This is a genomic window from Shewanella sp. YLB-07 (genome assembly GCF_009377275.1).
Genome location: NZ_VOQB01000018.1, coordinates 127,470 through 141,589, shown reverse-complemented (window position 1 = coordinate 141,589; position 14,120 = coordinate 127,470). Strand labels below are relative to the sequence as shown.

The following is a 14,120-nucleotide window of genomic DNA, read 5'->3' as shown; positions in this document are numbered from 1 at the left end:
TATCTTAATATCGCGCATGGTGTTGTTATCTGGTTTGTTTTTGGCGAAATTGATTAGATCAAATTGCACCATGTGTGTCTAGCTTTTGAAAACAAAAGAAATTATCTGGGGATTCCCTAGATTAGGGCGTTATGTGCAAAATCAAATCAGGTTGCGTGACCAATTGAAAAATTTAATTATTAGAAAAGCATCATCGAAAGATCAATTAGCTTTACTTAACTTAGAACAAAAAGTAATTGAAGCAGAGCGACCTTTTAACAATACAATAAAGCCTGAAAATGCAATTTATTATGATCTAAAAAATTTAGTTACAGATGATGCTTCCCACTTAGTGGTCGCTGAACTTAAGGGAAAAATTATTGGATCTGGTTACGCTCAAATTAGAGAGTCTAAGAAATCACTTAAACATACCAAACATGCTTATCTTGGCTTTATGTATGTCGAACCAGATTACAGAGGATTAGGTATAAATAAGCTGATTATGGAAAGTCTTATTGATTGGAGTAAACAACAGGATATATTTGACTTGTATTTAGATGTTTATGATGGAAATGATGCCGCCATAAGAGCTTATGAAAAAGTTGGTTTTGTTAAGTCTTTAGTTGAAATGAAAATAAATCTCGGTGTGTAATTTAGCACATAATGTATACGCTGATTACATATGAAGAGTAAACCTCAACATATCGTAATGCTGTAATCCATTTTCGTAAATAGGCTCATCATAATTATCAACGAAGAAGTTTTTAAAAACCTCTTCGGCTCTAAAGCCAAGCCTTTGGTAAAAAGCTAACTGATGCCCAAATGTACCAGTGCCTACTAGGCTCCGGCTCACACGATAATTCTGGTGCTGGTCTTGTATGTTGCGTCTCACATTAGCTTTACTTGTGCTACTTAACTCTTCTATCAGTGAAACTGATTTTGGGGCATAAATGGTTTACTCAAGATCCCTGCAGAATATGATTCTTTAGCAAATCCCAATATAACTGATAGGCAATGATCTGCTCGTCATACCAATCATGCTTATTGTAAATAGCCATGATCCCACCCAACTCGTGGCCCAACATTTTTTCGGTTACATGCGGCATTATTTTTTGCTCACTTAATCGAGTTGATATTGTTCGCCTGAAATCATGCGGTACAAAGTGAGGATAATCGAGTTGCTCATTAAGACGTTGCACATAACGATTTAGCGCATGCGTAGAAAGCGCTTTACCCTGGCTTAAGCCCTCGATCAAGAAATGCCGGTCTTGCCCATAAATAAAATCTAACGACTCAATGATACTGATGCTTTGGTTGCTTAATGGCCGCCGAATCATTTTGCCCGTTTTAGAGCGTTCTTTAGGCAATATCCATATCGCTTTATCAAGATTGAACTCGCAGCGTTCAGCGCCTCTTATCTCAGCATTACGAGCACCTGTTAGAATAAGTAGCTTTACACAAGCTTTGGTTTTCGGTGTGGCTCTACTCGCCTCAACTTGACGCCATAACCCTGCCATCTCACTCCACTCTAATACGCGCTCTCTGCGCGACTGGTGAGCACCTATTGCCTTAATGGGTATATCTAAGCATGCTGATGATTTAATTTCGCCACGGACTTTTGACCAGCGTATCACCGTTTTTAAACGCTTAAGAATACTGCCGGCGTTTGCGGCTGTCGTATCATCTCTTACGCCATCGAGTAATTTAATCCATTCTGTGTATCGGTACCGCTCAACATCGATATTGAAATTTGGCACTATGTACTTGGAGATAAAGCTTTCATACAGAACAACAGTCGTTGGCGATAGCTGAGGGTGAGCGTATGCTTTCATAAAGTCATTGCAGATATCACCAAGCAGCCGGGCAGCACCTCTATTAACGCCATGGCAACGAGGGTCCAAGTTGTCAACTAACAGCTGCCTATACTCCAGCCCAGTTACACGAGCCTCGGCAAGTTTGATATCCGGGTACCGACCAATTTTGATTCGCTGTTGCTTAGCTTGCCAACGAAAGCGATAATAAAAGGCAATGACAGCATTCTTTGTAATTCGTACACTTAAACCATCACGATCAGCAATCTCAATGGGGCCGTGGTAAGGTGCTTTTATATTCCTTAATTTACTATCAGATAATGCCATTTGCTCAACCTTCGCGTGATGCACATTGTTAACAATTGTGATGCACATTATGATGCACAATTTTATTTTAACACTGTAATTCAAGGTTGAACAGAAACGAACCTAACTTACCCTTAAGTACTGATATTCAAATGAAATATTCGTATTTTCGATACATAAGCGAACTATGAATAACACTAAGAAACAAGATACAATTTTCTGGCACGATTACGAGACTTTCGGTGCAAACCCGTCAAAAGACAGACCATCACAGTTTGCCGGGATCAGAACAGATATGGATCTCAATATCGTCTCTGAACCTGTGACCTTTTACTGCAAGGTGGCAAACGATTACCTGCCCTCACCAGAGGCCATACTAATCACGGGTATCACCCCACAACTTGCCAACCTTAAGGGCATGCCAGAAACGGAATTTATGGCTAAGGTTAATGAGCAGTTCAGTCAGCCAAATACCTGTGTGGCTGGATATAACTCCATCCGCTTCGATGATGAAGTCACCCGCTATGGTTTCTATCGTAACTTCATCGATCCCTATGCACGTGAGTGGCAAAAAGGAAATTCGCGCTGGGATATTATCGATCTGGTCAGAGCCTGCTACGCTTTCAGACCCGAAGGCATTGAATGGCCACTAAAAGAAGATGGTACGCCAAGTTTTAAGTTAGAGCACCTCACCAAAGCGAATGGCCTGAGCCATGAGAAAGCCCACGATGCCATGTCAGATGTGTATGCCACCATAGATATGGCAAAACTCATTAAGCAGAAGCAACCTAAGCTGTTTGACTATTATTTTCAGCTGAGACGCAAGCAGGAAGTCAGCAAACAGCTTGATGTCCTCAACATGCAGCCCTTGGTCCATGTGAGTTCTAAAATCAGTGCCGAACATGGCTGCACCACGCTTATCGCACCTGTGGCGCATCACTCCAGCAATAAGAATGCCATTATCTGTGTCAATCTGGCCATGGACATCTCGCCTCTTATCGAATTGGATGCAGAGCAGATCAGGGAGCGCATGTATACCCGCAGGGACGATCTCGCCGCCGATGAACTGCCTATCAGCGTGAAACAGATACATATCAATAAATGTCCCTTTGTGACATCACCTAAGATACTCACGGATGAGCTTGCTCAGCGACTCGATATTGATAAAGCCTTCGCCAGAGAGCAATACAAGTTATTGAAACAGCATCCGGAGTTAAGAGAGAAGTTGGTCGCCGTCTTCGACGTAGAACATGACAATGGCAGCCAAGATCCCGATCTTCAACTCTATAGCGGTGGCTTCTTCAGCTCGGCAGATAAAGAGAAAATGGAGATTATCCGTCATACCTTGCCACAAAACCTGGCGGCCCTTGAGCTCAATTTCGATGATCAGAGGCTCAAGGAGATGTTGTTTAGATACCGGGCCAGAAACTACCCGGCAACGTTAGATGAGTCTGAGTCGATGAAGTGGAGAGACTTCTGTCAATCCAGGCTGAACGATCCAGAATATATGATGCGTTTAGAAAACCTGGTCAATGACACTGCAAACGATGAAGAGAAACAGAAGTTACTAACAGCTTTATGTCATTATCTTAGCAATTTATAGGCTTGAGTCGGGTAAGTGCGACTTAGATCTCATTATCTTTGAAATGCACTTACTAATATGATCTTCATGAATTTAACAAAAGTAGGACATGGCAGATGCAAGATAGATTTATAAACTGTATTTCTCAGTTACCGAAACCACTCTCAGATGCACTCATTCCTTTATTACACGAGGATTTTGCCGGCCATATCGATGCCCAGCAATTAGCTGAATTAGTTAAAGCCAGTGGCTTAACCGAAGAAAAATTACTACTGGCCCTTTTACCCGTAGCGGCGGCGCTTGCCAGACCCCCTATCAGTGATTTCCATGTCGGCGCCATTGCTAAAGGGAAAAGCGGCGATATCTACATGGGTGGAAATATGGAGTTGCCCGGTGAAGCCCTGTTTCACTCGGTCCATGCGGAGCAGAGTGCGATAAGTCACGCTTGGCTCAGCGGAGAGACTCAGATAGTCGATATCGTGGTGAATTTTTCTCCCTGCGGCCATTGCCGTCAATTTATGAATGAATTAGTCGAAGGCGCTCAGGTTAGAATCCACCTACCTGAGCAAAAAGCGCAACCACTCACACACTACTTGCCTTATGCGTTTGGCCCGTCGGATCTCAATGTCACAGCACCACTGCTATCCAAGCAAGTCCATGAGCTAAGTTTAGACAGTTCAGATCCCATGATCATCGAAGCCTTAGACCATGCAAGCCTGAGTTACGCTCCCTATACCAGTAGTTTTGCCGCAGTGGTATTAGAAACGAAAGACGGTGCCACCTATTGTGGACGCTATGCCGAGAATGCGGCATTTAATCCCTCTATGTTACCTATGCAGATGGCGCTATCGACCATGGCTCGCCACAACAGACTCTTTAGCGAGATAGCCCGGGCTGTGCTGATCGAATCCGCCCAAGGCAAGATATCCCTAGTCGGTGCAACTATGGATGCGCTACATGCCGTCGCCGCAGTAGAGCTCGAGCATATCGTGCTAGACCCGGAATAAACCTTTCTTTATCCCATTAAAAAGGACTGATATTTCAGTCCTTTTTGTTATACACAGATCAGCTCGTGAGCTATTTACGATTCCTTTCCAACTTAGCCAACAGACTCGAGGTATCCCATCTGTTGCCACCGATTGCCTGAACCTCTGAGTAAAATTGATCCACCAAGGCCGTCAAGGGTAAGTGAGAGCCATTTGTTCTCGCTTCATTCAGGGCAATATTGAGATCTTTTCTCATCCAGTCGACGGCAAACCCCAGGTTATACTCGCCTTGCCACATGGTTTGATAACGATTTTCCATTTGCCAGGATTGTGCCGCCCCCTTGCTGATCACCTCGATGACTTTCTCACCATCGAGTCCGGCGCTGCGAGCAAAGTGCAAACCTTCCGCCAAGCCTTGTACCACACCCGCGATACATATTTGATTGACCATTTTAGTCAACTGACCCGCACCCACTTCACCTAAACGTTCTACACAACGAGAATATGCCTTGATAACCGACACAGCCTCGCCAAAAACCGTTTCATCACCACCGACCATCACAGTCAGCACGCCATTTTCGGCACCCGCCTGTCCGCCTGACACGGGAGCATCGAGGAAACCTATGCCAGCTTTGGCCGCAATGGCGCCAATTTCTCTGGCAATATCGGCGGATGCTGTTGTATGATCAACCAAAATTGTGCCTGAGTTCATGCCTGCAAGCACCCCGTCGTCGCCTAATGTAACCTGCCTTAGGTCGTCATCATTGCCGACACAGATAAACACCATATCTTGTCCCTGGGCGGCGAGTTTAGGTGTTAGATGACACTTACCGCCAAATTCAGCGACCCAATCTTGGGCTTTTGATTCTGTGCGGTTGTAGACGCTAACCTCATGCCCCGACTTAACCAAGTGACCCGCCATGGGATAACCCATCACGCCTAATCCGATAAATGCTAGTTTCGCCATCTCACTTCCTAATTATTATTTTAAAGACAGGTATAAAAAAGGCACCCCAAGGTGCTCTGTTACAAAGATCGTCGAATCAGCTAAGCTCCTTTTTTATTCTAGACTGAATAGTTTACTGTTCCGTTGCACCATATACCCCAAATACAGTGTGCTATCGTCGATGATATCAGGTATGTACAAAAAAATACTCAGGATACGAGCGTGTTGTTCGAGTTAATAGCTCACCGAAATGAACGACACAGCCTGATAATCACCTCAAATCAATCATTTGAAGAGTAGCATAAACGGTTTAATGATACGGCGATGACCGTAGCCATAAACAGGCTTGTTCATCTATTAAAGTTTGAGCGATTCAACAAAGCCAAAGCGAGACGTTACAACTACACCCTTCCAAAAAATTGGTAACTGTCAGATCAAGTCTGAGCCACTACACCTTAAAGAAAGACAATACTTGATTCTGTCTTTCAGCCAGTGTAGCAAGTTCTTGTGAAGCTTGCAGTGTCTGATCTACAGCTGCAACGTTTTCATTCACCAAATCAAACGTTCTTGTTGTGTTTTTCGCTATGTCTTCTGTCACGCTGTATTGCTCTTGTGAAGCAGCAGCAACTAAAGCGTTAATGTCTGATATGGCTTGAACGGAATGAGAAATGTCGTCAAAGGATGCTTTTACATTTTCAGATAATTTAACCGACTCTCGAATAGAAATCACATTCGCAATCATATTGTCATTCGATTTTTCCGATTGAGCTTGAAGCTTTGAAATAATCCCTTGAATGTTTTCTGTTGATTTCTGTGTTTTCCCTGCTAAATCACGCACTTCATCCGCAACTACAGCAAACCCCCGTCCTTGCTCACCAGCACGAGCCGCTTCAATCGTTGCGTTTAAGGCTAATAAATTGGTTTGCTCAGAAATAGCACTAATTATATTGGTGACGTCACTAATTATATTAGTGCTATTTTTTAGCTCTTCAATCATATTAGCTGTTTCTTGCACCGAAGTATTGATACTTTGTGTCAATACAATCAACTGCATTAAGACTTTATTCCCTTTCTGAACATTATCAATGGCTTCTCTTGTTTCATCTTCGGCCTGAACCGCATTCCACGATACCTCTTTTGAAGTACTGGATAACTCACTGATAGCGGTTGATATCTCTTCTATCTGTGATAATTCACTTTGTGTATTTTTAGCTGTATTTGTCATTACAGTTGTAAGTTCTTCAGAAGAGGACATGACATTATCAGATATAAAAAGTGAAGTGTTAATCACACCTAACAGTTTTTCATTTAATTTAATAACCGAAGCATAAATACCAGTTTCTTTACCTGTCACTGTAAATATTTGAGATAAGTTACCGTTAGCAAGTTCGGAAACCATCCCCTCAATATTTACAGGCTCTCCACCAACAGAGTTAAGCAAATACTTATAAATAAATACAAAATAAAATAAAGTAACGATTATTAAGACTGAGGAAGAAGTAATTATTATTTTGGTATAGTTGGATAAATCTTCCTTAACGTAATTCTTGGAACTCTTAAGCCTAGCATCAACTAATTTTAACAGTTGCTGAACAGGGTGGTGTATTTTATACAGCTCATCTTTATATTGTTTAGAGTATAATAAATCTAGAGCGCCACTTACATTTCCAGACTTCATCATATTTGCACTTTTAGTTTCGAGAACGACTAATTGATTAGATAAAGAAAAACTCTTATCATAATACTTCATTTCTTCTCCAATAAACCCTAAACCTATGAGTATATCCCTTTGTGACACTATTTCGCCTCCTTTAATTGATAAATTAGGTCGTGGGATCTCACCTCCTCTCCATTTAACGATATTTTCATAACGCTTTAAAAACAGTTCATCTTTTGATGATGCATACATTCTAATATTGCTAGTTAAATCCGCGCTTGTTTGAAGAAACTCTGTGAGCATCATCACGCTACTTAATGATGCCTCTGTAAATTTTTCTGACCTTGCACTAGATAATGAATATAAATAAAAAATAAACAGAAAAAATGAGATCGATATAATAATAAAACTACCGAAACAATATAAATGACGCTTTAACATAATTCAAATCTCTCCTCTTTTTGTAGTAAGACGTTATTCTATGTCTCTCCGCCAGCCAATAAACACCTCGGCTTCAACACATTCATATTCACACTACTTACTTTTATGTGGTTAACAATAATAGCTAACATATCCATCAGTAACACGGGTTATCCTAGATACTACTATTCATGGAGAAGCTAAGTACTTAGTCAGATATTTGAGTAACCCTCGATAATACTTCGTCGGGAATTTTTTACCATTTACAATATGTGCGTAGAATCCCTTAGGGTGTTTAACCCAGAGTCCCCTAATTATTTAATCTGATTCACTATTAAAATATCAGCCTGTTGCACACACCATAAATACTTAAGGTTAAGTATAACAAATACCGATTACGCTCTAGTCCGATAATATAAACACACGCAAATTAAATCATAAGTTAAAGTGTCTTATTAGCTGCCTTGTCAGACAGCTAATATTAACTTTTAACTCAGTTATAATCGATGTTAGTTTTAGTTTCATACTAATAATACTTATCCCTAAACAGATAGTGTAATTAAAGCGAATTTGGTTTTGGAACGGCTATTTTATGAACGACCTTTTAAATATTAAGTTATGTTTGTTCATCATGTTATTGTTGAACCAATGCTTATCATGCTACTTCAAAACTTTAAACTACAAAAGTTAACTCACCTTCTACAGTATTCAATGCGACTCTCTATGAGCCGTGATTAATAAAGAAGATAAAAGGAACACAAAGTGCACATTGTCATAAAAACCACAGTAATAGCTATTGGCTTATCTTTACTTAGCGCATGTGGTGGTTCAAGTTCTGATGAGGGGGATAAAACCGTCCCCTCTGAATCAAAAGTAACCCCAGCTTACTTTGAAAACGGTATTCAAAATTTGAAAAAAGATTACTTACCTTTACATCTAAATATTATCAGTATGAGAAGTGAGGCCATTAATTTTTCGATTGGATTACCTAAAGGTAATGGATATTCAGGTTTGGTTTTTTCAAATCTAAATAAAACTCATTCTAATATGACTCAACAAGTGTGGCGTAGTGGTAATGACCAAAGTGTTCAAATTCACATGAGTCAAGTGAATAAAAAATTAAAGCTGAAAGTGAATAACAGTGATGGTAATAAACCGTGGAAGTTAGAAAGAGATATTAATGTCGCCAAGGACGCTGGCTATTTGATTGTGACTCCCCAAGAAGCAGATATTGAAGGTGTAGATCCAGTTGCGTTTATAGAGGAACTAGATAGTAATGCAGAAATAGGCGATTATTTTAGCATTATCAATCGGTTTTCAGATCCGACTTTAGGCTCTACTGATTCCGATATCTGCCTAGTGGCTGTTAGTCAGAGCAGTGATGCCGTTTACCCAATTAGCGCATCGTTGAAACAAGAGAAGGCGACAGAATTACACGATCTTTCAATGTTAAATCAAATTTGGCGTTTAGCTGTGGTGACAAAAGCTAAGTTGAATGTTCTAGACGTATCAATCCTACCTACTGATGAACAATTAACCAGGATCCAAACAATATGCTCTGACTTTACTGTGGGGAATGGTGAAACACTCAGGCTACTAAATTCTAAAGTGACCCTATCTTCAATGACTGCAAACATCATCTACAGTCCTGCACCTGGAGAAGTCGCATTTACTGATACCAGCGTAGGTTTAACAAGCTTGGCTTGGGAAAGCGAATAAGAAAATTTGCTGTGATCTTTCTGATGTGAAAGATCCGCAAAGTCGTCGCTTCAGTTACTCAAGCCTTTTAAGGCCTTACTTTTTCTTGCTCAGCTCTATTGATGACTTGCATCGCTAAGTGATGGTTAGATTAGCTTATTAACACCCATCCAACAAGACCACCTTAACCGGTGGTTTTTTATGGGATGAATGATATATATATCTGTTGAAATCAACCTTGAGATTGCTATATCACTCAAGCGCTATGCTAAAAGCGAACCGGATAAAAAACAACCTGGTCATAATTATAGTTTGTGATGAACGCTCATTTGAGCTTGGTTACGGCAAGGAGCTGTTGTGCTGAGAAAACTTTCAAATTCCTTACCGTCAAGATGCAACAGGACCACTACAAGTCACTGACAAGATAGAATGTGGAGCCTCGGGATTTTGATTCATACATTGCTTTATCTGTGAGTGCAACCAAATCTGCTAGCTTATCAGTGTCATTTGGGTATATTCCGATGCCTATACTGGCACTGACGTTTAAAAATAAATTATGCTCAGGTAGAGATATTGTTGTTGAGATGATTTCACTAATTTTTATGGCAAAAGACTTCAGCTCACTTTGATATTTATCATGATTAAAGATGTTGAACAAAATAACAAATTCATCCCCACCCGTTCGAAATAATAAATCATCCGATCTCAATTCAGAATTCAGCCGTTCAGTTATTTTTTGTAAGATATAATTACCTGTTTCATGACCATAAGTGTCATTTATGGGCTTAAATTTATTTAGGTCAAAAAATATCATACCAACTGATTTAGATAACGATATAGATCGATAAAGTCCATTGACGACCTCATGTAAATACCTTTGGTTGTATGTGCCAGTTAGGTTGTCAGTGTTAGCAGCGTTCTTTAACTCTTCAATCGTATTGTGCACAAATGAATAATCTTGGATAATGGCTAAACCATATGTGTCATTATTAACTTCCATGGTAGCGATGGATATTCTTGCGTGAAACGCCTCACCATTTGAATTAAGGCAAGGCATCACTCCCCGTGACATCATGACTTTAGCGGGTGATTTATTACTGATGTAAGATTTCATCTTCTCATAATGCGATTCTTTTACATTAGAGCTGACTAAATCGTTAACGCGCATGGTTGAAAATTGAGATTGAGTGTACCCAAACAACGCTAAACAGGGGGTATTAGCAAATATAATATTAGTATTCTTATCAGTGACCAGTATAGCGTCGCCTAGAAATTCAAGAAAAGTCTTAATATCACTTAATTCTCTCATTTAGTACCTCATTTATTACGTTTAACGACATAACCACTCAATTTTTGTGTAAACGTTTCGAATACTAAAATCTGTGCCTATGATCAAATTGTCTATTCATTTACCGCCATTCGAGTGTATTGATACTACCTATACACTTACCGTGAACTGCGGTTCTATTGCACATTCTAAAACAGTTGCTCTACACACTATTGAATAGTTAAGGATGCAACTGTGCCAACATCATTGTTAATCTGTTATTTAGTGCGCTACTTTATCGATAAAGGCGGCTCTACGATATGATTAAGCTTTGTAATTTTAATAGTTCAACAACAAAGTAAACCAGTACTAGCTATGTAGCGAACGTATGTCGCGACATTACTGTTATTCTTATCTATTACAATCTTTTCAGATCCATACGGCGATTTACTGTCTTAAATTAAAACGGCCGCACAGGATCATCTCGCGGTTAGGACTAGAGGAAGGCTATGATCTGACTAAACAATCAACAACCCAAACAGGAACGTTAAGGAAACAGAATAGAGTCTATTAGCACGAATCCGTTCATTCATCGTCACTAAGTGCTCTAAGATGGAGAACATCTTAGAGCCAGCCCGTAAGTAGGTAGGTTTCTTCATGTATGAATTTTTCATTACATCATCAATGGTTCGATTTTAAAGTCAAATTATAATAATTCAACCTACTCAACCGGACAGGTATCTTTCAGGTTCTCTTGCAAAGTTCGTCGAATCAGCTAAGTTCTAATTTTATAAAAAACCACTTCTAACACTCTTTAAGTCTCGACGTATTTCTTACTGTATGTTGATATTGTAAATATGAGTTCCGCAATCGCGATTAGACCATCTTAAACATCACAAAAACTGATAGCCATGGCCAAATAAAACAAGCTAAATATCACACTGTACCTGTACAATTTGTTCTTGACCAACTAGTTCTGCTGTTTGTTTTTCTAAGTGAAACTGATTTCATGGAGTTAAAAAGACAATAAAGCTACTGAGGTTTATTACAAGGTTAGAGTAAGAAAACAGCATACTTAGATGATGACTGTTCAGGTAATGATCATTACTTTACATCTGGATAGAATTAAACAGATACATTGTTCATCTTAAGCATAAATTAAAAAGTATTGAGTTAAAAAACACTATACTTTAAATTTGATCGTATGACTGCTGAATTTACAGACTGTTTTTATGTAGGCATATCTCTTCATTAAGCTGGATGTTTGGGAATAAACCGCTGATTTGTAAAATAGGGACAATTTATCTTTATGGATAATCAAGGAACGATTCTTATAGTTGATGATACCAGTACTAATATTGCCGTGTTGGCTGCGTGTTTACAACACCATTATCACTTGAAATTCGCCATGAACGGCCAGCGTTGTTTAGAATTAGCCGAAACAAAGCCGATACCCGATTTGATCCTGCTGGATGTCGTTATGCCAGATATGGATGGTTATGATGTTTGTCGACACTTAAAAGAAAATCCAGTTACCCAGAATATTCCAATTATCTTCGTGACGGGAAAAAGTAGTGAGCAGGAGGAATTGGGTCTACAACTCGGTGCCGTTGATTATATCACTAAACCTATACGCCCCGGGATAGTGCTTGCTAGAGTCAGGACACAAATAATCTTGAAACGGCAACGTGATAAGCTAAGGTGCATGGCTTTACATGATCAACTTACTGGATTATTTAATCGACATTTTCTTATTGAAGTAGCCAATAAGAAGATAGCACAAGTTTCTCGCCATAATGGCATCTTGTCGTTGATGATGATAGATATTGATCACTTTAAAAAAGTGAATGACCGGTTTGGGCATCAATCTGGAGACGCGGTACTTAAGAGTGTTGCCAAAGTTTTGTCTGCTATCAATCGAAAAGAAGATATTGTGGCCCGCTATGGTGGAGAAGAGTTTGTGGTATTACTCGATAACTGCGCCAAAGATAAAGCAGAACAAGTTAGGCAGCAGATTGAAGCATCAGTTCCTGAAGGTATCTTTATTACAGCCAGTTTTGGTATTGCAGAATATCAAATGATATGAAAGTTTCGAACAACTCCTTGCTCGTGCTGATGAGGCTTTATACTTTGCTAAAGAAGAGGGAAGGAATTGTATTGTAACAGCTAAGAATAAATATTATTGACCCATCGCTGCATTGAATGACACTTGCGTAATGACAATAGGTTCACGATATATAGATATTGACAAATGTGATCAATAGTAATCCCTTTCCTGATATGACTGAATCCCTGTACCCATATGCTACAGGGTCGGCATTGACCGTGCTTTTTTAGTTTAAAAACTACAATCATTGCTATCTCTATTCCGCTAAGTTGCTCACCCAGCTTAGTGTTTTTTTTCGTAAGCTCTTAATTACAAACTCTCTGCTGCTCCTCCGCCATCAATATTGAAAAGGCTCATCAACTCCAGTACGAGTATTCAAAGAGATAGAGACAACTTAATGCCAATATTAAAAATATTATGCACATGTTTTTACACTTCAAAGCCTGTTTATGCTCAAAGAATAGGAGGAAGAGCCGCCTAGTGACTCGCTCACTGGTAACTTATTAATAACTAGCCAGGTCACCGGAGTACTTTCGGGTTAGGACCAACCTTTGCAACAGAGCCAGCGCAAGGCTGTAAGACCTTAGCCGCAATTTAACCAAGCTTAAGAGTGAACCCAGAAAGTGATGGAGACAAATGAGATCATCCGTTTACGCATGTTCTAATGGTTGACCTGAAACAATTAAAAAGCCGCATTCAATGCGGCTTTTTAATTTTCTAACGGTTAGGTGTGATCTTTTCGTGGTCAACAAATTTAAAAATCAACTAAATATCAAATGGTTACAATCACATTCAATGCACCCCAAGGTGCCTGTTTTAATCAAATATTCTATGTCGTCACGTGCGCTTCCATCTCGGCGCCAATTTTCTTGCGCATCTCCATCAAACGAATGGCAGAGTCACGTAACTTGATGTCCTGCTCGCTCTCTGGCACCCATTCAGGGACTTCTGTCGGATTGCCTGAATCATCCACTGCCACCATGATCACGATACAATGTGTGGTCAAGTGCCGCTCAGGGTTCTTAGGATCGCCCGCTCTGACGTCTATGCCTAAATGCATGGATGAGCGTCCGGTGTAGATCACTTTAGCGCTGGTTTCTACAATATTACCAACCTGGATAGGTTTCACGAAGCGGATCCCGCCAGCGTAAGCCGTGATGCAATATTTACCACTCCAACCGGCAGCACAAGCGTAAGCGGCCAGATCGATCCATTTCATTACGGCCCCACCATGGACTTTACCACCAAAGTTTACATCTGCAGGCTCTGCAAGAAACCTTAAGGTTATCTCTCTCTCTTTACCAGCCATAGCTTTCTCGAATCAATTTTCTTTAAAATAAGTGTACGTCAAAAAGTCTGCT

At 40.0% G+C, this 14,120-nt stretch carries 11 protein-coding genes; 6 read left to right on the top strand and 5 right to left on the bottom strand.

The annotated features are described in order from the left end of the window. Positions 1-85 precede the first annotated feature (85 nt). The gene (locus tag FS373_RS27950) at positions 86-631 is read left to right on the top strand and encodes a GNAT family N-acetyltransferase (protein WP_322619577.1); all 546 of its coding nucleotides are present in this window, start codon (positions 86-88) and stop codon (positions 629-631) included. A gap of 307 nt (positions 632-938) precedes the next feature. Here FS373_RS27950 and FS373_RS27940 read toward each other — a convergent pair whose 3' ends face one another. Continuing rightward, the gene (locus tag FS373_RS27940; RefSeq protein WP_152831094.1) at positions 939-2,117 is read right to left on the bottom strand and encodes a tyrosine-type recombinase/integrase; all 1,179 of its coding nucleotides are present in this window, start codon (positions 2,115-2,117) and stop codon (positions 939-941) included. A 166-nt stretch (positions 2,118-2,283) separates the two neighbouring features. Between FS373_RS27940 and sbcB the strand changes: the two genes are divergently transcribed. Next, entirely contained in the window at positions 2,284-3,699 is a 1,416-nt protein-coding gene (sbcB, locus tag FS373_RS27935; protein WP_152831092.1) for an exodeoxyribonuclease I, read from the top strand. 95 nt (positions 3,700-3,794) lie between these two features. Next, positions 3,795-4,685, top strand: coding sequence for a cytidine deaminase (gene cdd / locus FS373_RS27930; protein ID WP_144046893.1), 891 nt, complete (start codon positions 3,795-3,797; stop codon positions 4,683-4,685). Positions 4,686-4,755: 70 nt separating this feature from the next. On the opposite strand, the gene FS373_RS27925 is transcribed toward cdd, so the two are convergent. Continuing rightward, the gene (locus FS373_RS27925) at positions 4,756-5,631 is read right to left on the bottom strand and encodes an NAD(P)-dependent oxidoreductase (RefSeq protein WP_144046894.1); all 876 of its coding nucleotides are present in this window, start codon (positions 5,629-5,631) and stop codon (positions 4,756-4,758) included. A gap of 123 nt (positions 5,632-5,754) precedes the next feature. Here FS373_RS27925 and FS373_RS27920 point away from each other — a divergent pair, with 123 nt between their 5' ends. Continuing rightward, the gene (locus FS373_RS27920; protein WP_144046895.1) at positions 5,755-5,910 is read left to right on the top strand and encodes an ATP-binding protein; all 156 of its coding nucleotides are present in this window, start codon (positions 5,755-5,757) and stop codon (positions 5,908-5,910) included. Positions 5,911-6,058: 148 nt separating this feature from the next. Here FS373_RS27920 and FS373_RS32300 read toward each other — a convergent pair whose 3' ends face one another. Beyond that, positions 6,059-7,708 (bottom strand): methyl-accepting chemotaxis protein, encoded by a 1,650-nt coding sequence (locus FS373_RS32300; RefSeq protein ID WP_221937421.1) that lies wholly within the window; start codon positions 7,706-7,708, stop codon positions 6,059-6,061. Between the two features lie 741 nt (positions 7,709-8,449). Here FS373_RS32300 and FS373_RS27910 point away from each other — a divergent pair. After that, a complete protein-coding gene (locus tag FS373_RS27910; RefSeq protein WP_152831090.1) occupies positions 8,450-9,406 on the top strand; it encodes a hypothetical protein in 957 nt (318 codons plus the stop codon). Between the two features lie 385 nt (positions 9,407-9,791). Here the strand turns inward: FS373_RS27910 and FS373_RS27905 are convergent, their stop codons facing one another. After that, positions 9,792-10,694 (bottom strand): sensor domain-containing diguanylate cyclase, encoded by a 903-nt coding sequence (locus FS373_RS27905; protein ID WP_152831088.1) that lies wholly within the window; start codon positions 10,692-10,694, stop codon positions 9,792-9,794. 1,267 nt (positions 10,695-11,961) lie between these two features. Here FS373_RS27905 and FS373_RS27900 point away from each other — a divergent pair. After that, the gene (locus FS373_RS27900) at positions 11,962-12,738 is read left to right on the top strand and encodes a diguanylate cyclase (RefSeq protein ID WP_322619576.1); all 777 of its coding nucleotides are present in this window, start codon (positions 11,962-11,964) and stop codon (positions 12,736-12,738) included. Positions 12,739-13,588: 850 nt separating this feature from the next. Here the strand turns inward: FS373_RS27900 and FS373_RS27895 are convergent. After that, positions 13,589-14,068, bottom strand: a complete 480-nt coding sequence (locus FS373_RS27895) for an acyl-CoA thioesterase (protein ID WP_144046899.1) — start codon at positions 14,066-14,068, stop codon at positions 13,589-13,591. Positions 14,069-14,120 lie beyond the last annotated feature (52 nt).